The 18,144-nt window shown below is 61.8% G+C and carries 16 protein-coding genes; 7 read left to right on the top strand and 9 right to left on the bottom strand.

The features are described 5' to 3' along the window. The first annotated feature begins 46 nt into the window (after positions 1 to 46). The gene (locus PQQ95_RS09345; protein ID WP_408437072.1) at positions 47 to 976 is read left to right on the top strand and encodes a LysR family transcriptional regulator; all 930 of its coding nucleotides are present in this window, start codon (positions 47 to 49) and stop codon (positions 974 to 976) included. A gap of 56 nt (positions 977 to 1,032) precedes the next feature. Next, complete coding sequence (locus PQQ95_RS09340) at positions 1,033 to 1,878, top strand: oxidoreductase (protein ID WP_408437070.1); 846 nt, start codon at positions 1,033 to 1,035, stop codon at positions 1,876 to 1,878. Here PQQ95_RS09340 and PQQ95_RS09335 read toward each other — a convergent pair. The 7 genes from PQQ95_RS09335 to PQQ95_RS09305 all read right to left on the bottom strand — a co-directional run bounded on the left by PQQ95_RS09335 (position 1,875) and on the right by PQQ95_RS09305 (position 9,050). After that, a complete protein-coding gene (locus tag PQQ95_RS09335; RefSeq protein WP_408437068.1) occupies positions 1,875 to 2,291 on the bottom strand; it encodes a rubredoxin in 417 nt (138 codons plus the stop codon). The genes PQQ95_RS09340 and PQQ95_RS09335 overlap by 4 nt on opposite strands. A gap of 445 nt (positions 2,292 to 2,736) precedes the next feature. After that, a complete protein-coding gene (locus tag PQQ95_RS09330; RefSeq protein ID WP_408437067.1) occupies positions 2,737 to 3,978 on the bottom strand; it encodes a Rieske 2Fe-2S domain-containing protein in 1,242 nt (413 codons plus the stop codon). Between the two features lie 192 nt (positions 3,979 to 4,170). Continuing rightward, a complete protein-coding gene (locus PQQ95_RS09325; protein ID WP_408437065.1) occupies positions 4,171 to 5,622 on the bottom strand; it encodes a glycosyltransferase family 2 protein in 1,452 nt (483 codons plus the stop codon). A 70-nt stretch (positions 5,623 to 5,692) separates the two neighbouring features. Continuing rightward, positions 5,693 to 6,292, bottom strand: coding sequence for a cytochrome b (locus PQQ95_RS09320; protein WP_408437064.1), 600 nt, complete (start codon positions 6,290 to 6,292; stop codon positions 5,693 to 5,695). Positions 6,293 to 6,461: 169 nt separating this feature from the next. After that, complete coding sequence (locus PQQ95_RS09315; RefSeq protein WP_408437062.1) at positions 6,462 to 7,061, bottom strand: uracil-DNA glycosylase family protein; 600 nt, start codon at positions 7,059 to 7,061, stop codon at positions 6,462 to 6,464. Positions 7,062 to 7,086: 25 nt separating this feature from the next. Next, a complete protein-coding gene (locus PQQ95_RS09310; RefSeq protein WP_408437061.1) occupies positions 7,087 to 8,190 on the bottom strand; it encodes an SAM-dependent methyltransferase in 1,104 nt (367 codons plus the stop codon). 83 nt (positions 8,191 to 8,273) lie between these two features. Next, positions 8,274 to 9,050: a DUF1295 domain-containing protein gene (locus PQQ95_RS09305; RefSeq protein WP_408437059.1), complete on the bottom strand. Its 777-nt coding sequence runs from the start codon at positions 9,048 to 9,050 to the stop codon at positions 8,274 to 8,276. A 282-nt stretch (positions 9,051 to 9,332) separates the two neighbouring features. Between PQQ95_RS09305 and PQQ95_RS09300 the strand changes: the two genes are divergently transcribed. Further along, positions 9,333 to 9,542, top strand: a complete 210-nt coding sequence (locus PQQ95_RS09300) for a DUF3562 domain-containing protein (protein WP_408437057.1) — start codon at positions 9,333 to 9,335, stop codon at positions 9,540 to 9,542. 147 nt (positions 9,543 to 9,689) lie between these two features. Next, the gene (locus tag PQQ95_RS09295) at positions 9,690 to 10,793 is read left to right on the top strand and encodes an NAD(P)/FAD-dependent oxidoreductase (protein WP_408437055.1); all 1,104 of its coding nucleotides are present in this window, start codon (positions 9,690 to 9,692) and stop codon (positions 10,791 to 10,793) included. A gap of 10 nt (positions 10,794 to 10,803) precedes the next feature. Here the strand turns inward: PQQ95_RS09295 and pdxR are convergent, their stop codons facing one another. After that, positions 10,804 to 12,300: a MocR-like pyridoxine biosynthesis transcription factor PdxR gene (gene pdxR / locus PQQ95_RS09290; RefSeq protein WP_408437053.1), complete on the bottom strand. Its 1,497-nt coding sequence runs from the start codon at positions 12,298 to 12,300 to the stop codon at positions 10,804 to 10,806. A gap of 121 nt (positions 12,301 to 12,421) precedes the next feature. Between pdxR and PQQ95_RS09285 the strand changes: the two genes are divergently transcribed. From PQQ95_RS09285 to PQQ95_RS09275, 3 genes are all read left to right on the top strand, one after another. Next, on the top strand, positions 12,422 to 12,883 hold the full coding sequence (locus tag PQQ95_RS09285; protein WP_408437052.1) for a GNAT family N-acetyltransferase: 462 nt from the start codon (positions 12,422 to 12,424) through the stop codon (positions 12,881 to 12,883). Between the two features lie 273 nt (positions 12,884 to 13,156). Then, entirely contained in the window at positions 13,157 to 14,866 is a 1,710-nt protein-coding gene (locus PQQ95_RS09280; protein ID WP_408437051.1) for a molecular chaperone HscC, read from the top strand. Between the two features lie 6 nt (positions 14,867 to 14,872). Further along, a complete protein-coding gene (locus tag PQQ95_RS09275) occupies positions 14,873 to 16,528 on the top strand; it encodes a J domain-containing protein (protein WP_408437049.1) in 1,656 nt (551 codons plus the stop codon). 192 nt (positions 16,529 to 16,720) lie between these two features. Here PQQ95_RS09275 and PQQ95_RS09270 read toward each other — a convergent pair whose 3' ends face one another. Then, the gene (locus PQQ95_RS09270; RefSeq protein ID WP_408437047.1) at positions 16,721 to 18,124 is read right to left on the bottom strand and encodes an MFS transporter; all 1,404 of its coding nucleotides are present in this window, start codon (positions 18,122 to 18,124) and stop codon (positions 16,721 to 16,723) included. Positions 18,125 to 18,144: the final 20 nt, after the last annotated feature.

The following is an 18,144-nucleotide window of genomic DNA, read 5'->3' as shown; positions in this document are numbered from 1 at the left end:
AAAATACCTATTCTTCTATAGCCCATTCATTCCTGATATAGACACTATGGCGCTCACTCATCGACATATCGAAGTCTTCCGCGCGTTGATGACGGCAGGCAGCGTCACCCGAGCGGCCGATATGCTCTTCACCTCGCAGCCCACGGTCAGCCGTGAGCTTGCACGCATGGAACAGAGCATCGGCTTCGCCTTGTTCGAACGCGTGCATGGGCGGCTGCGTCCGACCATGTCCGCGTTGACACTGTTCGATGAAATCAAGCGCGCGTATATCGGGCTCGAACGGGTGGCGTCCACGGCGGCAAGCCTGCGCGAATTTCAGGGCGGCCAGCTTTCCATCATCGCCTTGCCCGCGTTCTCGCACTCGATCCTGCCCGGCGCGGCAAAACGTTTTCACGATGCACAGCCGGGCGTCAGCCTCTCGATCGCGACGCAGGAATCACCGTTTCTCGAAGAATGGCTGACCGCGCAGCGTTATGACCTGGGTCTGACCGAGCACGGCGCGCCGCCCGCCGGAACACGCCTGACGCCCTTGCTGGAAGTAGACGAAGTCTGCGTGCTGCCCGATGCGCATCCATTGCTTGCAAAGCGTGTGATCGAGTTGAAGGACTTCGCGAATCAGCCGTTCATCAGTCTGTCGTCAAACGATCCGTACCGGATTCAGATCGACGAAGCCTTCACGCAGGCGGCCATTGCGCGCCGCCAGATGATCGAGACGCCCACCGCCGTCTCCGTTTGCAGTTTCGTGCGGCAAGGCCTCGGCGTGGCCATCGTCAACCCGCTTACGGCGTTGGATTTCACGGGCCGCAATCTGCATATCCGGCCGCTTGCCGTGTCGCTGCCGTTTCGCGTGAGCGTGGTTCATCCGGAGCATCGTCCGAGCCATCCGCTGGCTGGTGTGTTCGTCGAAGCGCTGCAAAGCGAGGCCGCCGCGTTACGCCTACAATTAAGAAGCCACTCAAAACGCAAGCAGCAATAAGGCGCTGTTCGACGAACAAACCGCGCTACGTTGACCCATTAACAGGAGTTTCCCAAATGATGAATCGAGATAATCCCGTCTGGCTGATTACAGGCTGTTCGACCGGCTTCGGTCGCGAGTTGGCGAAACTGGTGCTGGAGCGCGGCTGGCGCGCGGTGGTCACGGCACGCGATCCGTCGAAAGTGAAAGATATCGCCGAAGCACACGGCGATCGCGCGCTGGTTCTGCCGCTCGACGTGACGAACCGCAAACAGATTGAAGACGTGGTCGCGCAAGCCAGGCAGCATTTCGGGCGCATCGATGCGCTCGTCAATAACGCGGGTTACGGCTATCTGGCAGCGATTGAAGAAGGCGAGGACGACGAAGTCCGCGCCATGTTCGAGACCAATGTGTTCGGTCTGGTCGACATCACGAAGGCCGTGTTGCCGATCATGCGTGAGCAGCGCAGTGGCTTGATTGTGAATGTGTCGTCGATTGGCGGCATCACGAGTTTCGCCGCGACCGGTTATTACCACGCCACCAAATACGCGGTGGAGGGTTTATCGGAATCGCTCGCGACGGAAGTCAAGCCGCTCGGCATCGACGTATTGATCGTCGAACCCGGCCCGTTCCGCACGAACTGGGCAGGTCCGTCGATCAAGCAATCGGCGACGGCAATCGACGACTACGCGGCCACGGCCGGCGAGCGCCGCAAACAAACCGAGGCGCGCAGCGGCAAGCAGGCGGGGGACCCCGTGCGCGCCGCCCAGGCGATCATCGACGCAGCGCTGTCGGACACGCCGCCGCTGCGTTTGCTGCTCGGCAAGACCGCGCTAGAACTGGCGCGCAAGAAGCTGGACTTCATGCGCGGCGATTTCGATGCGTGGGAGGCCACAACGGTCGGCGCAGATTTTCCGGCTTAAAACTCGACCAACGCAAAATCTTCCTTGCCCACGTCGCACAGTGGGCAGCGCCAGTCGGCCGGGACCGCTGCCCAGCGGGTGCCCGGCGCGATGCCTTCTTCCGGCAAGCCGGCGGCTTCGTCGTAGATCCAGCCGCAGATCACGCAGACCCATTGTTTGAAGTCGTCCGCAGGCGCCGCGCTTTCCAGGGCCGCATGCGGCGCAGCGACCGCATGCGCCGCCACGGTCTCATCAAGACTGACCACCAACGGCGCAGCCGTACCGACGCTGCTTTCAGCGAGACGTGCCTGCAGGCTTTCCAGCAGCCGTTGTGCTTCAACTTGCGTCAAATCGATCCAGTACGGATCGCCGGCGCCGTCATTGAGCCGTTCGGGGGAAAACTGGATTTCTACGGCTACGCCCTTCTTGTACATGGCCAATGCGGATATCGATGAAGCCAGCGGCGAGCGCCGGCATAGGGTCGGATGCTTGAAGCGAAGGCTTCGTGGCGGGGTTAGACGAACTGGTTCAGCACGATTGCTGCGATCAGTCCGGCTGCGCCGATGAGGGCCAGCAGTTGCAGCAGCGTGAGGGATTTACGGGATGCGGTGGGGATGTGTTGCGTAGTCACGAGGCGTTCTTAAGGATCGGAAAAAGCGAAATGGTACACGGGTCCGAGGCGGGCGCATCTCGATTGGCGCAAACTTCGGTGTGTCAGATGCCATTATCGCTGCTCGATCGGCCTGGATTCCCTACCGGGTGGAGATGGATTCATTCTTCACCGGGGGGAAAGGCAGCCAGCGCGCGCGGTCTGGGCTGCCACTCATCGTCGCCGACGATTGGGTGGCCCCGCGCGGCGCCAAAAACTCGAATATCAGGTCATGTATTCGACAACGGGTTACCGTGACGCGAATCCCAGAACCGGATCACCGCAGCACCACCCGTACCCGCGCCCACTACCTGATCCGGCGCACCACTCTCACGCAGCAAGGCGCGCAACTCATTGATGACCGGAAACACTTCGTGATTCCAGTCCGCGCCTTGCGAATCGTGGGCACGCTGCTCGGCTTCGACGATCTCGCGGTCTTCCTTGAAAATGCGCTCGGTGAACCACACAAGCAGCGGCCACGCGAGATTCAGCACGCCGGGAATCCCCGGTTTGCGAATCGACAGCAGACCAAAGGTGCGGTTCGTGCGCTGCTCGCGATCGAGCGGCACGTAGACAATCCACAAATCCATCACCAGCGTCTGATCGGACGTGCGAATCTGCAGCGTCTGATACGGATACTCGGTGCGGATCGTCATCACGTCCTTGTCGTTGTCGCCACCGGTCTTGCGGCTCTGGCCGAACACGATCGCTTCGCCGATCGGTTGCTGGCCAGCCATGCGCGCAAACGTGTAATCGACTTCGACCCAGCCTTCACCACGCCGCCGCCCGAGCGAACGCGCACGCATCTGCCCCATCTGGCGGCGATGCAGGAACTGATGGTTCATATCCATCAGGTTCTCGTGCATGAACGAATAGTGGCAATTCACCGGACGGCCAAAACGGCGCGTCTTGTACTTCTTGTCCGATACGGAGCCAAACGCGGGTAGCGGCCGTTCTTCGGCCAACGCGGCATCGCCGGGAAACACGAAAATCAGGCCTTCGACTTCGCGGCATGGATAAGAACGCACGCCGTTCGGCAACCGTTCGCGGCCCAGATAGGGCACATCGATACATGTGCCCGAACAGTCGTAAGTCCAGCCGTGATAACCGCAACGGATCGATTCGCCGTCCACCACACCCTGATGCAACGGCACCTGACGATGCGCGCAACGATCTTCGAGCGCGAACACTTTGCCGGACTCCGTACGCGCCAGCACGATTGGCTCGCCCGCGAACGTCACACCATGCGTCTTGCCCCGCTTCACCTCATGCGACCACGCAAGCGGATACCAGTAATCAGGGTGAATACCGACGCGGCGCAGATCGCGCACCGGGGCATCGTTGACGGCCTGATCCGGCGCGTGTGCATGAGCGGCTGTTGGAGCGTTGTGAGTCTGCGTGGCTGCATGAGCAGGCGACGCATCGACCGGCGCATCGACGGTGTCTTGTTCGAGCGGGGGAACAGCATGCATATGTGGAGCCTCCGTGCACGAGCGGATGGAAGGTTGCCGCCCTGCAATTCGCGGGCCGACATCGCCTTACAGTCTACTCGAAACCTGAAGCGGCATGGTTCCCCCGCCTGCATGCCCATGTCCGGCTCGCGGCCCATGGGCGCAATTGCGCTTAGCGACGACTCTACAGTCGTCAAATCAGGCGATTGGAGGCTAACTTTCGTCGTGCGCTACGAGTCCGGAGCGGCGTTGCACGCCCCACGAACGGCCGCCGCGCAAGAAATGCAGCCAGCCGAGCAGTGCGCCGACGTGCCGCACCAGTTGGAAGGTGAACGGCTCGGCAATCGCCGCAAGCACCGCCATCCACAAACTGGAACCGGTGCGCTCGCCGGTCCAGCGGCGATACAGGTGAATACACCAGAGATAAAACGCGAGGTCGATCGCCGTTTTGAGGCCGATCACGCTGAAAATCGACACGACGATCGCGCCATGCCCGCCGAACAGAAAGCCGAGCAGCAGCGCGAAGGCGGTCAGCCCGTAGATCGGCTGCATCGTATCGATCGCCTTGACGGGCAGCATCAGCATGCCCATCGTGCCGTAACGCGGGTTGCCGGTCATGTCGCGGTTCCAGTATTGCGTTTGCAGAAAACCCGCAAACCAGCGACGGCGCTGCCGCAGGAAACTGGCGAGATTGTCCGGCGCATCGGTGCGCGCATGGGCGTCACCGACCACCCGCACGTCCCAGCCGAGACCGTGATCGACCGAATAGCGGCGCAGCCGGTGAATCAGTTCGTAGTCTTCGACTAGGCACTGCGGATCGAAGCCGCCCACATCGACCAGCGCGTCGCGCTTGAACGACGCAAAGGCGCCGGAAATCAGCAGCAAACTGTCGGCACGCATCCACGCAAAACGGGCGATGAAGTTGCGCATGTATTCGTAGGTCTGAAACCACTGGAACACGCGGCCAGAAACCGATTTGCCGCACACCGGCACCAGAATGCCGGCCGCCGCGACCAGCTTCGACTCACTCGCGAAGGCGGCGCGCATCGCGTAGGTGGCATCGTCGTCGAGCAGCGTGTCGGCGTCGACGGTCATGACGGTGTCGGTAGTCATGACCGCGATAGCGGCGTTCAGCGCACGCGCCTTGCCACCGTGCGGCACGCGCAGCCAGTAAAGATTCGGGTAAAGCGAACTCGGCGCGCTCAGCACGCCGTCCGCTGCGGCAGCAAGGCCAAAGCGCCCGGTGAGCAGCGCGTGAGTGGCATCGGTGGAACCGTCGTCGGCAATTACAATTTGCGCCGGGCCATGCGTCTGCCGCAGCAGCGCGGCGAGCGTCACCGGCAATACCGCCGCTTCGTTATGCGACGCGACGATCACACCCATGTCCGGCAAGTTGCGCGTATCGAAGTCCGGCTCGAGCGGCGGTGTGGGCCGCATCAGCGGCAGTGTTTTCCACGTGACGAACGCAAGCAGCAACGTGTCGTACACGACGTACGCAATGCCGGTCGACCACGCCACCACGCCTTGCAGAAAGAAGGCGCGAGCGAACAGCAGCAACCACACCACGACGACGCTGAAATGAATCAGCGTGCTCAGCAGCGTAGTGGGGCGCGGCAGAATGCGCGGCGATGTAAGGGCGAGCGCCTGTTCCAGAGTTTTCTTCAAAATGACTGCTGAGTCCGTCGTTGATGCGGTTATCAGGTAGACAGCGAGTTAGAACGCAGCGCTGCGGTGCTCACGGCACCATGCGTTTCAGAACCGACTTGCGATCGATCCATTGATGCTTCAACGCGCCGCCGATATGCATGGCCAGCAACGCATACAGCGCGTAGCCGAGCCACGTATGCAAGGCGCCGAAGCGGTCATGCAGCGTCTCCTTGAGCGCCGGATCGAGATTCATCACATAGCCGATGCGCGGCCAGGGAAACAGATTGAACAGGCGCATTGGATGCGTGGCGGCATCTTTCCACGCGGAATCGTGCAGCCAGCCGGAGAGCGGCAGCGCAATCATCAGCAAATACAGCAAGAAATGGGCAACGTGCGCGGCAATCTTTTCCCACGACGGAAACTCGCGCGGCAACGGCGGCGGCTTGTGCGTCACGCGCCACAAGATGCGCATCAGCGCGAGGCCCAGCACCGTAATACCGATCGACTTATGGGTATTGACCACCGGACGCACCCAGTCATCAGGCCATGATTCGGCGGTCAGGCCGAGTACGACATTGCCGATCATCAGCAACGCGATCAGCCAGTGCAGCGTCATCGCTGTACGGGTATAACGCGACGGTAGCGGCGTGCCGGTCGAATCGGTCAGGGAGTCGGCGTGAGTGTTCATCGGTCGTTCCGTCTGCAAATGGTTTTCGAGCGAAAGCTGTTTGAAAATTCGGCCGTGCCGCAGCAGGTCTGATCACGCCGCCGGTATCAAGCAAACGCCTTAGTTTGCCGGTTTATTCCGTCAGGTGCTTAATTGTGTGTTTCAGATTATTTCGATGGCGCGAGGCGAATCACGCCTGGAGCGCCACCCCAACCCGCGTCCGCAAGGTCGGCAACACCTCCGCTTCGAACCACGGATTGCGCTTGAACCAGGCGATATTGCGCGGCGAGGGATGCGGAAGCGGTATCACGTGGGGACCGTAATCGCGCCAGCGCAGCAGCGTATCGGTAAGCGTCGGCCCGAACGCGTCACCGAGGCCAAAACGCTGCGCGTATTGGCCGATCAGCAATGTGAGCCGCACTTCGCGCAACTGGGCAAGCAAGGCCCGATACCAATGCGCGGCGCACTCGGGCCGCGGGGGTAAATCGCCACTCGCGCCTTTGCCCGGGAAACAGAAACCCATCGGCACAATCGCGAATTGGGAGGGGTCGTAGAAGGTCTCGTCGGAGACCTCGAGCCAGTTGCGCAAACGCGCCCCGCTCGCATCGCTCCATGGAATACCCGACGCATGCACGCGCGCACCGGGCGCCTGCCCGATGATCAGAATGCGTGAATCGGCCGAGGCCACAACAACCGGCCGCGGCGCATGCGGCAGCACCGGCGCGCACACCGTACAGGCGCGAATGTCTTGCAACAGCGTGTTCAGCGAAATGGGTTTCCTTACGGTCATACCAGGGCGTGGGTCACGATTCAGTTTAGCGCTTCACAAATCGATAGTGTCCCACGCCCCACGCATTCCCGTTCGCGTAGCCGAACAACTCGGCCACGGCCATATAAAACATCCGCCACCGCTGAAACCACACAGCGGCGTCGCGCGCGCCATAAGTATCGACCAGCACCGGCATCACGCTGCCACGCGCCGCATCGAGCGCGGCGAGCCAATGATTCGCCGTGCGCTCGTAGTGCGTGCCGCTCACCCACCACTGGCGCTCCATCCGCAAATCGTCCTGGAAGTTCAGCAGGAGCGCTTCGGACGGCATCGTGCCGCCGGTAAAAAAATACTTCGACATCCAGTCACTGCCGTCCTGCACCTGAAAGTGATACGCAAGCGTGCGATGCACGAAGATATGCACGAACAGCTTCGCGTCGTCGCGCATCCAGCGTGAAATCTTGGCGAGCAGCAGCCCGTAGTTCTTCATGTGCTCGAACATCTCAATCGATACCACGCGATCGAAACCGCCGCCAAGCTGCGCCTCGTCGAATTCGAAATCGACGACGTTACCCGTGACCACCGATAAGTTATGCAAACCGGACTCCGCCGCACGCGCTTCAATGAACGCGCGTTGCCCGTGCGAATTCGACAGCGCGACGATCTGCGCGCGCGGATAATGCGCCGCCAGCCACAACGACAGCGAACCCCATCCGCAACCAAGATCGAGAATCCGCTGGCCGTCGGCCAGTTCCGCGCGCTCGGCGTAACGCTCGAGCATCGCCGTTTCGGCCTGCGCAAGCGTCTCGTTGCCGGTGGGGTACAAACAGCACGAATACTTCAGATGCGGTCCGAGATGCGCGTGGAAGAACGACGCCGGCACCTCGTAATGCTGGGCGTTGGCGGCCTGCGCTTCGATGGCGATCGGACTCGCGCGCAAGTCGTCCAGCAGACGATTGAACCGTTGCGCGCGTAGCTCGCCGTTGTCGATCGCCTCGTCGCGCAAACGCTGGCGCATCAGCCGACGCATACCGAAACGGATCAGGCTGTCGGGTAGCCAGCCGCGTTCACAACGCTGGATCAGCCAGCCGTCGCCCGGTTCTGCGGGCGATGACGGCGGCATCGTAGGGTCAGCAGTGGAAATATTCATGAGACGGACTCCCTGGCGTTTTCTGGACTTTCCTGAACGTGAACATGCACATCAACACGCACGCGTGTCATGGCGGCCTCGACTCAATGCCGCGGCGGCCACGGAATCAGCGCGCTGGTGGTACGCATGTACTCGGCGTAACCGGCGCGCCTTTTCGCCATGCTTTCTTCCAGCAGCGGAATGCCGGAGAGCTTCAGCAGCAGAAACGCCATCAGCACCGGCGGCAACAACGTGAACCAACCCCAAGGCGAGCCGATCGACAGCGCGATGTAAGCGAGCCAATGCACGCATTCAAAGAAGTAGTTTGGATGCCTCGAATAACGCCACAAGCCGACGCGGCACACGGTGTCGTGATTGGCCGGATCCTGCGCGAAGCGCTTGAGTTGACGGTCCGCAACGCCTTCGCCGACAACCGACACGATCCACAACACGACCGCCAGGACGATCCAGCCAATAGCCGGCGGACTGCGCCGGTAACACGGCACCAGAAACGCGATCGACAGCAGCATCGAAATCACAACTTGCAGCTGGAAAAACCAGAACATCTTGCTGGCCGCCTTGTCACCCCATTCTTCACGGAAACGGCGATAACGCGCGTCTTCGGGCTTGTTGACATTGCGTTTCCACAGATGCGTGCCAAGCCGCACGCCCCAAACCAGGCCACCCAGCGCAATCAGTGCACGCGACACCGGATCGCCGTTGCCAAACACGGCGTAGAACACCGCGACCAGACCGAGCGAATAGGCCCAAACCGGGTCGACCATGCCGGCGTTCCGGGTCTTCAGCTGCCACGCCCAGACGGCGCTGAAAATGACGCTGAGCCCGATCAGGGCACTCACGGCGGCGGCAAGTGGCGGCATGGGGGCCTCATTCGATAGCGATGCGGGTTATACGCTCAGGGGGCGCAATCGGATGCGCCCACGCATTGCCCGGCTATTCATCACCGCCTACACATTGATTTCTCGCCGCACCACGTGGCGTGGGCGCTTGCTGCAGTGCAAGACAAAAATCTCTGTGGAACGATTCCTGCGATAGGCCGATTCAATTGGCATCGTGACCAATCACATCCTCTAATGAAACTCCTGTCGTGCGCCCGTTCCCGGCAACCCCGCCGGTCCACCCCGCTTGCCCCGGAGAGTTCCATGTCCCAACCCGAGCCCAACGTCGACGAAGTGGTGAAAAGCATTGCAGAAGAAACCGATACCCCCACGGAAACGGTCTCGAAGATGTATGCAGACACACTGGCCGACTACCGGCACGACGCGAGTGTGTTCGATTACGTGCCGCTGTTCGCCGCGAAGAAAGTGCGCGACAAGCTGCGCCATACGTCGAAACAGAAGCACAAGCACTGACACGGCGGCGCGCGGAGACCACCGCCTGCTTTTAATAGACTGAATCGACCCCGCTGACTTGCGCGGCGATTCACCAGAATCGCGCACCGATTTATTTTTCCCGCTGCTAGACTCTGACCCGGAAACATCGACTCGGGGGAAGATGGCATGCGGGTGACGATCGTAGGCGCGGGCATTGCCGGTTTGAGCACGGCGTGGTCGCTCGTGAAACTGGGACACGACATCACGCTGATCGAGCAGGGCTCGATTCCGAATCCACTCGCCGCCTCGGGCGACCGGCATCGCATGATCCGCCGCGCCTATGGTGACGCTGACGGTTACGCGCGTACCATCGCCGAGGCGTTCGATAGCTGGGATCTGCTGTGGAATGACCTGGGCGTATCGCACTATGCGAACTGCGGCGTGCTCGGCATTTCGCAACACGCAGGTGACGGCGCCGAGCGATTCCGCGCCGGCCTCGACCGGATGAGATTCGATTATGAACAGCTCGACCCGCGCGAAGCGGCCGAGCGTTATCCGTTTCTCGACCCCGCCACGTTTCGTTACGCCTACCTCGATCAGGATGGCGGCGCGCTGTTTAGTGAACGCATCGCGCGCGACATGAAAGCGTGGCTCAAGATGCGCGGCGCCGAGATTCGCACCCATGCCAAGGTGCTCGCAGTCGATGCGTACGCGGCCTCCGTGCGGGTGGAAGACGACACGATCATTCGCGCCGACCGGCTCGTAGTTACCGCCGGCGCGTGGACGCTGCAACTGTTCCCCGCCCTCGCCGAAAACCTGATGACTTATCGCAACGCGGTTGCTTATATGGAACCGCCCGCGGATCTGGCCGACGCATGGTCGAATGCGCCCGCTATCGTCGATATCGGCGGTGAGAGCGGCGGTTACGTGCTGCCGCCAATCGACGGTGTCGGCCTGAAGTTCGGCGCCGGTGTGCACAAATCGCGTGCGCCCGATCCTGACGCCAATCGCGTCGCGGCGCCGGGCGAGGGCGACAGTCTGCGCCGGCTGTTTTCACCGCCGTTCAGCCGCATCGACGAATATACGGTTACCGAAGTAAAAACCTGCGCCTACACGTTCACTGCGGACACCCGCTTCTTTTCGAAGCGCATCGGCAATGCGCTCGTGGTGTCGGCATGCTCGGGGCACGGCTATAAATTCGGCGCGGCAGTCGGGCGCCGGGTCGCGCAAGCGCTGGATGCCGATGACGACGCCGGGCTCGCGCGCTGGCTCAGGGCAGAAGCGACCTAGCACTCTTTCATCATAACAATTCGACATTCGCGGTCTGACTGAGTCCACGCAGCACGGCGGCAAGTCGCGCCACCAGCGCGTCCGCTTCGTGCGGTTTGATGCCTGCATAGCCGAGCATGAAACCGTTGTAACGGGCGGCGTCTTTAGCATGGGGCTGACAAAACGCACTGAGCGCGGCGATATGCAAACCGTGTTCGCGCGTCACCGCGCTCACGTCCTGGTCGCGCAGCGGCACGTCGAGCCGCATCGTCAGATGCATGCCACCGCCGTCGGACGAAACCGTCACCAGATCGCCCATATGCCGCTCAATCGCGCTCACGAGTGCCGCACGGCGTTGCTGATACAGTCGCCGCATGCGCCGCAGATGCCGTGCATATTTCCCACTGTCGATAAAATCCGCCAACGCGATCTGTTCAGCCACGCGCCCTTGCCGCGCGATCTCGCTGAGCGTCTCGTCGATATCGCCGACGAGATGCGCCGGCACGATCATGAAGCCCATCCGCAATGCCGGAAACATCGTCTTACTGAAGGTGCCGAGGTAAATCACAGGCGTGTCGGCCGCCAGGCCCTGGATCGACGGCAACGGCGGACCGCTGTGGCGCAGTTCGCTGTCGTAGTCGTCTTCGATAATCCATGCGCCGCGCGCCATCGCGTTCTCGATGATCGACCAGCGCCGCTCGAGGCTCAATACGCTGCCGAGCGGATATTGATGCGAAGGCGTGATGTACATCAGGCGCGGTGGCGTCTGCTCCCAGTGATCGGGTGTGGGCGCCATGCCGGCCGCGTCGACGGGAATCGGCACGAGTTGCAAGCCTGCCGCCTGAAACGCAGCCTTTGCGCCGTGATAACCGGGATCCTCGACCCAGACGCTGTCGCCGGGGTCGGCCAGCAGGCAGGCGCATAGATCGAGACTCGCCTGCGTGCCCGAGGTAATGAACACTTGCTCCGCCGAACACCGCACGCCGCGCGACACACGCACGTATTCCGCAATCGCGCGGCGCAATGCGGGGTGCCCGGCGTTGTTGCCATAGCCCAGTTCGCGCGGTTCGACCGCGCGCCATGCGCGCTCCATCGAGGCACGCCATTGCGCGAGCGGAAATTCATCGAGCGCGGGCACGCCGGGACGAAACGGTGTGGGGTCGTCGGGTTTCGTGCGCTCGCGCGGCAGATCGGCGACGCGGCGTGACAGGTGGTTTTCAGGCGACTGGACGCTACCGCTCACTGCGGAAATCGAAGCACCTGAGCTGCTCACCATGCTGACAATCGAACCATGCCGGCTCGCCGTGATGAAGCCCTCTTCGGTAAGCCGTTCATAGGCGTAGAGCACCGAGTTGCGTGCAATGCCTAATTGCTCGGCAAGCGCGCGCGTGGCAAGAAGACGGCTACCGTGGCGAATATCGCCATCGAGAATCGCGCGGCGCAGACTCTCGTAGAGCAAGTCCTGCTGCGTGAGCCTGCGCCCACCCAGTGCGCGCTCGACGTTCGACATCAACAGGCTGTAGTCCAAATTCGTGGCTCCAAATTCCAGTCGAATTGTGGCACTAACAATGGTGCCACAAATTTCTTATGCTGATGGTTTCGAAGTCTCTCACGCGCCTGCAAACATAACCATACAAGGAGCCATATCCATGTCCGAAGCGCTTCAGATCCGTCCCGTCACGCCCGCCGACTTCGACGCCTGGCTGCCGCTATGGGACGCCTACAACGCGTTCTATGGCCGCTCGGGCGAAACAGCACTGCCGCGCGAAATCACACAGGTCACATGGGGGCGTTTCTTCGACGCCTACGAGCCGATGCATGCGATGGTCGCCGAACACAACGGCCAGCTGCTCGGCCTCGTGCACTTCCTGTACCACCGTCATACCACCATGGTGGCGCCGACCTGCTATCTGCAGGATCTCTACACGGTGGAGGCGGAACGCGGCAAGGGAGTCGGCCGTGCGCTCATCGAAGCGGTATATGCGCGGGCCACAGCAGACGGCTTGCAGCGCGTCTACTGGCAGACCCATGAGACGAATCACACCGCTATGAAGCTGTACGACAAGGTCGCGGACCACTCCGGCTTCGTGGTGTACCGCAAAGCGTTGTGATACAGCGCAGACGGCCCGCCTAGCGGGCTTTTCATCCCCTCTTCGCGCCGCCATCCTTTGCGCGGGCAGGTACCGCATTCGCAGGCCTTGCGGTCCAACCAGGCGCCATGCCCACAGCATCGCCCGCACCGACTCTCACCGCAGCCCTTCCCCTCGCCGCTCAAGTTTGCATGCAGCGTGCCGTTATCGCCATTGGACGGAGCGCCATCTGGCTCCCACGCGACCTTGGGCGATCTCCTCACGGAGGGGCGCAAAACGAATCGGAAACTGTACATGCCTTCGATCATCGGCATCGATCTTGGAACCACGCATAGTCTTGCGGCTGTCTGGCGCAATAACGAGGCTGTTCTCATCCCGAACGCACTGGGCGAGGTGCTGACGCCGTCGTGCGTTTCCATCGATGAAGACGGCTCGATTCTCGTGGGCCGCCCCGCCCATAACCGGTTGCATACGCATCCCGAACGCACCGCTGCCAACTTCAAACGCTACATGGGCACCAATCGCAGCGTGTCGCTCGGCGTGCAGACACTGCGTCCGGAAGAACTGTCGTCGCTGGTGCTCAAATCGTTGAAAGCCGATGCCGAAGCGTTTCTCGGCGAAACGGTACGCGACGCCGTGATCGCCGTGCCCGCCTACTTCAGCGACGCGCAACGCAAAGCCACGCGCATCGCCGGCGAGCTGGCCGGCCTCACTGTGCTGCGCCTCGTCAATGAACCGACCGCGGCCGCGCTCGCGTACGGCGTGCACCAGCGCGACAGCGAACGCAAGTTCCTGATCTTCGATCTGGGCGGCGGCACGTTCGACGTCTCAGTGCTCGACTTCTTCGAAGGCGTGATGGAAGTGCGCGCCAGCACGGGCGACAACTTTCTGGGCGGCGAGGATTTCACCGAAGCGCTCGTCGAGTTGTTCTGCCAGCGCAATAACCTTCGAGTCAAATCGCTTACACCGATTGCCGCACAACGTCTGCACCAGCAGGCCGAACGTGCGAAACGCCTGCTCACGCAGAACGCTACGGATAGCGTCACGCTCAAGCTCACGGCTGGAGAGGACGAGCACAGCCTCGAACTCGATGCGGCGGCCGCGGAGCGGACCTGCGAGCATCTGCTCCAACGGCTGCGCAAACCGGTCGAGCGAGCGTTGCGCGATTCGAAGATCGCCGTGGATGCACTCGACGAGATCATCCTCGTCGGCGGCGCCTCGCGCATGCCGATGGTGCGCAAGCTGGTGTCGAAGATGTTCGGCCGTTTGCCCGCCGCCAATCTGAACCCGGACGAAGTCGTCGCGCTCGGCGCCGCCGTGCAGGCCGGACTCGTCACACGCGACGCCGGACTCGACGAAATGGTGTTGACCGATGTCGCGCCGTATAGCCTCGGCATCGATACGGCGATGCAGGTCAGCGCCAATCAATATGTGCCGGGGCATTTTCTGCCGATTATCGAGCGCAACACGATCGTGCCGGTCAGCCGCATGCAGCGTATTTTTACGGTCAGCGACCGCCAGCAGGTGTTGAGCATCAAGGTATTCCAGGGTGAGGCGCGCTTGACCGCTGACAACGTGGCGCTCGGCGAATTCACGCTCGATGTGCCGCAGAGGCCGGCTGGCCAGGCCGGTGCGGATGTGCGCTTCACCTACGACATAAACGGCGTGCTGGAAGTGGAGGCCACCGCCTTTCCGGACGGCGTGAAGCGCGCGATGGTGATCGAAGAAAACCCCGGCGTGCTGACACCGGAGGAAATCAGCGAACGACTCGCGGCATTGGCGGCATTGAAGATCCATCCGCGCGATCAGATGGAGAATCGCACACTGCTCACGCGTGCGGATCGGGTTTATGAGGAAACCCTCGGCGAGCATCGGCAATATCTCGCCGCGCATATCGCACGCTTCCAGTCGCTGCTCGAACGCCAGAACGCCGATGAGATCGCTCATGCGCGCAGCGAACTGGGCGCGCTGCTGGATCGCTTCGACGTGCACGTGACGTACTGATCGGCTATGGATACTTCTGCCCATCACTGGCCATGGGACGTGCTCGGCATTGCCGCGAACGCCGACGAGCGCACCGTGCGCCGCGCTTACGCGCGTCTTTTGAAACAGCAACGCCCGGATGAGGACGCTGAGGCGTTTCAGCGGCTTCGCTACGCCTATGAATCGGCGTTGCAGATGACGAGCGGCGGCGCGACGGAAAAGACACCCTCAGCGCAGCAGACGCCACAACCGTCCAGCTTCACGCAGGCGCCCCCTGAAGTACGCTTTCGCGAACACGACGCCTTCGAAAGCGCTGTGCAGTTGTGGCAGCACTTCGTCTCGCAACGGGACCAGCTCGAGTCGCGTCGTTCGCTGGAGGATCTGTTCGCCGCCGTCGTCAACCTTCAGATGCGCGACGAACTCGAATGGCAAGCGCTGGTTCATTGCCTGAACGAGGACGCACCGGCCACGCTGCGCATGAACCTGAGTGCGATCCTGGGATGGCGGGACAACGCCGCACACCTGCGGCGGCGCAACGCCGCCATCGCGACGCTCGCGCTAGACCGTGTGTTCGCCGACGAAGACTACAACACGCTGCGCCTGCGCTTCACACATGCAATGGCGCTGATAGAAGGACCGCAGCTTCCGTTAGCGGCGGGTGCACAAGCATTGCTTCGCGCAGGCGTGCGCACTGAAATGGAACAGTTGCTGATTGCGCTCGGCCGGTATCATCCGAATGTCGTGCGCCTGCGGCTCGATAGCGAGAAGGTGGAATTCTGGACCCGTTGCCTGAGTTTCCGGATTGGCGTGGGCCGCCTGTTCGGTCCAGCACTTGCGCTGAGCGCCTGGTGCGGCTTGCTGTTCGCCAACGCGTCGATGAAACTGAATAGCGATCGGTGGTTCGATCAATGGACGCCCGTCCAGGTGGCCGTGCTTCTCGGCACGCTCATGGTGACGCTGGTCGTCAGCGCAGCGGCGACGGTGCTGTTGTCCGAACCACAGCAACAGCGGCTGCGGACACTGCGTTCGATCGGCTGGCTACGTTACGGATGGATTCCGGTGTGGCTTGGCGCGACTGCCGCCGCGCTATGCGACGACGGCAGCGGGCGCTTGACCTCGATCGCAATGGACACGCTCGGGGTCTGCACGATGTGGGCCGCGTTGATCCATGGATGGCCGCGCATCAAACAACTCGCGATCCTGGCGGCTGTCGGGACGATCGGATTCGGCTTTGCCGGGCATTGGCTCTCCACCGATCCTCGCGCGTGGCAGATGCCGTTCGCGCATGGCGTGCTGTTCGCTTTCTTCTTCTCTTTTGCGCAACCGGCGTGTCGCGGCTGGCTCGCACGCCGACCCCGCCTTGCGTGGTTCGGGGTGACGATGTGGTTCGCGGGCTTTATCGCGTTGATCGTTTTGTTGCTGCAGCGGGATGAGCGTTCGACGCAATTCGCGTGGGCGCTCTTTACAGTCATGGCCGCAGCGGGCGGCGTGTTGACGACGACACGTTGGAATGATCTGCGCCGGGCTGTGCCGGGGTTTTTCCGCGGCTATGTGCATCTCGTCTGGTTGGCGCTTGCACTCTCCAAACCCGATATCACCGCTTGCGTGAGCGTGGGGTTGATGAGCGTCTGGATTATTGAGGGATTCAAGGAACGGCGTTTATCGCAGAGCACGGCACGATAGCGGCGCGCCTGACCATCTATGCCTAACATGCCCCCTCCATTCGTGGATGAAGCGCGCCGGCCGTCGCAACAGTCATGCCCCGTTGGCCGCACCAAAAGCAAAGGGCGCACCACCCAGTGCGCCCTCGGCCTCCCTGCCATTGCGGTACTACAACATCAACCGCCCACCAAACCCATCACACGCTAAAAGGCATCAAGCCTCGAGCTGCTCCAGTACCTTCCCCTTGGTCTCGATTCCAAGAAAGTGCACTGCGATCGCCGCAATGAACGGCACCGCCGCGAGAATATAAAACGCCACGTCCAGATTACCGCCGATCATCGTCTTCGACACGATGGCCGGTGCGAAGATCGCCGCCACCTTCAGCCACGCGCCGCCCACGCCGCAGCCCATTGCACGGATGCTGGTCGGATACAGTTCCGGCGTGTAAACATAAGCCGTGATGAAACCGCAAGCGAGGAACCCCAGCGAGAACGCACAACACGTCGCCACCACATACACAGACGAATTGTGGAACACGCCAGCCAGCAACAGCGACAGCGCGCACAACGCGAATGAAAAGTTGATGATCGGCTTACGCCCCACCTTGTCGACCAGCAACGCACAGGTCAGCGAACCCACCACGCCCAGCACCGAAGCTGCCACCGCCAGATTCAGCGCCAGTTGCAGCGGCGCGTGATAAACCGTGCGATAGATCGTCGGCAACCAGGTGGACAGACCGTACTGAATGAAGCCGCACGTAATCCACAACATTGCCACAGCCATCGTACGCTTCAGATAGGCCGGTCCGAACAGATCGGCCATACGGCGCTTCGGATGCCGGTTGGCCAGCGCATCGAACTCGGCCGCATTGGCAACCGGTGGAAGCGGACCTTTGACGGCGCGCTCGAACACATGCACTGCAGTATCGGCATCCGCCATCCGTTCACGTTCGGCGAGCCAGCGCGGTGATTCCGGCACCAGCTTGCGCAGCACGAAGAACAGGATCAACGGCATGCCGCCGATGAAATACATCGCCTGCCAACCGAAACGCGGCACGATCCATGCACCCAACGCGTTCGACGCAAGCAGGCCGACCGGAAAAACGATTTCATACAGGAGCACGAAGCGGCCACGGCCATGCGCACGGCTGATCTCGTTGATATAGGTCGCGGCCACGGGCAATTCACCGCCGAGTCCAAGCCCCTGAATCACACGCAATACGACAAACGCCGCGAAGGTCGGCGCAAAGCCGCACGCAATACTGGTAATGCCGATGATCCCCGAGCTCAACGCAATCGCTTTCACCCGGCCCTTGCGCTCCGCGTACCACGGGAACACGAACGCGCCGATCAACTGACCAACCGAGCCGGAGCCGATCAGAAAGCCGATTTCCCACGGCGTCAGATGCCACTTCGCAATCAGGATCGGCAGCGTGGCCGCAATCGCGATCACGTCGAAGCCGTCGAAGAAGGTCGCGAGACCGATCAGTATGCGCGCGCGCACCTGCATCGCATTCTTCGGCAAACGCTCGAGACGCGCGATGATCGAACCCCGGGTCACGGGGCCTGAGACACCGGCGCTGCTGCGGTCCCCCATGGTGTTGTCGATGGTTCTCATGCCGTGGTGCCGTCCGTAGA

This window comes from Paraburkholderia caffeinilytica, from assembly GCF_046030355.1.
GTDB lineage: Bacteria > Pseudomonadota > Gammaproteobacteria > Burkholderiales > Burkholderiaceae > Paraburkholderia > Paraburkholderia caffeinilytica_B.
Note: the sequence above shows the minus strand (reverse complement) of the source record. Positions and strands in the feature narration are given on the sequence as shown.

What these genes read in the sequence shown, in the direction of transcription:
- PQQ95_RS09300 (WP_408437057.1), top strand. Translation starts at nt 9,333, where the DNA reads ATGTCCCAACCCGAGCCCAACGTCGACGAAGTGGTGAAAAGCATTGCA.
- PQQ95_RS09285 (WP_408437052.1), top strand. Translation starts at nt 12,422, where the DNA reads ATGTCCGAAGCGCTTCAGATCCGTCCCGTCACGCCCGCCGACTTCGAC.
- PQQ95_RS09310 (WP_408437061.1), bottom strand. Translation starts at nt 8,190, where the DNA reads ATGAATATTTCCACTGCTGACCCTACGATGCCGCCGTCATCGCCCGCA.
- PQQ95_RS09270 (WP_408437047.1), bottom strand. Translation starts at nt 18,124, where the DNA reads ATGAGAACCATCGACAACACCATGGGGGACCGCAGCAGCGCCGGTGTC.
- PQQ95_RS09315 (WP_408437062.1), bottom strand. Translation starts at nt 7,061, where the DNA reads ATGACCGTAAGGAAACCCATTTCGCTGAACACGCTGTTGCAAGACATT.
- PQQ95_RS09275 (WP_408437049.1), top strand. Translation starts at nt 14,873, where the DNA reads ATGGATACTTCTGCCCATCACTGGCCATGGGACGTGCTCGGCATTGCC.
- PQQ95_RS09345 (WP_408437072.1), top strand. Translation starts at nt 47, where the DNA reads ATGGCGCTCACTCATCGACATATCGAAGTCTTCCGCGCGTTGATGACG.
- PQQ95_RS09340 (WP_408437070.1), top strand. Translation starts at nt 1,033, where the DNA reads ATGATGAATCGAGATAATCCCGTCTGGCTGATTACAGGCTGTTCGACC.
- PQQ95_RS09295 (WP_408437055.1), top strand. Translation starts at nt 9,690, where the DNA reads ATGCGGGTGACGATCGTAGGCGCGGGCATTGCCGGTTTGAGCACGGCG.
- PQQ95_RS09335 (WP_408437068.1), bottom strand. Translation starts at nt 2,291, where the DNA reads ATGTACAAGAAGGGCGTAGCCGTAGAAATCCAGTTTTCCCCCGAACGG.
- PQQ95_RS09330 (WP_408437067.1), bottom strand. Translation starts at nt 3,978, where the DNA reads ATGCATGCTGTTCCCCCGCTCGAACAAGACACCGTCGATGCGCCGGTC.
- PQQ95_RS09280 (WP_408437051.1), top strand. Translation starts at nt 13,157, where the DNA reads ATGCCTTCGATCATCGGCATCGATCTTGGAACCACGCATAGTCTTGCG.
- PQQ95_RS09305 (WP_408437059.1), bottom strand. Translation starts at nt 9,050, where the DNA reads ATGCCGCCACTTGCCGCCGCCGTGAGTGCCCTGATCGGGCTCAGCGTC.
- PQQ95_RS09320 (WP_408437064.1), bottom strand. Translation starts at nt 6,292, where the DNA reads ATGAACACTCACGCCGACTCCCTGACCGATTCGACCGGCACGCCGCTA.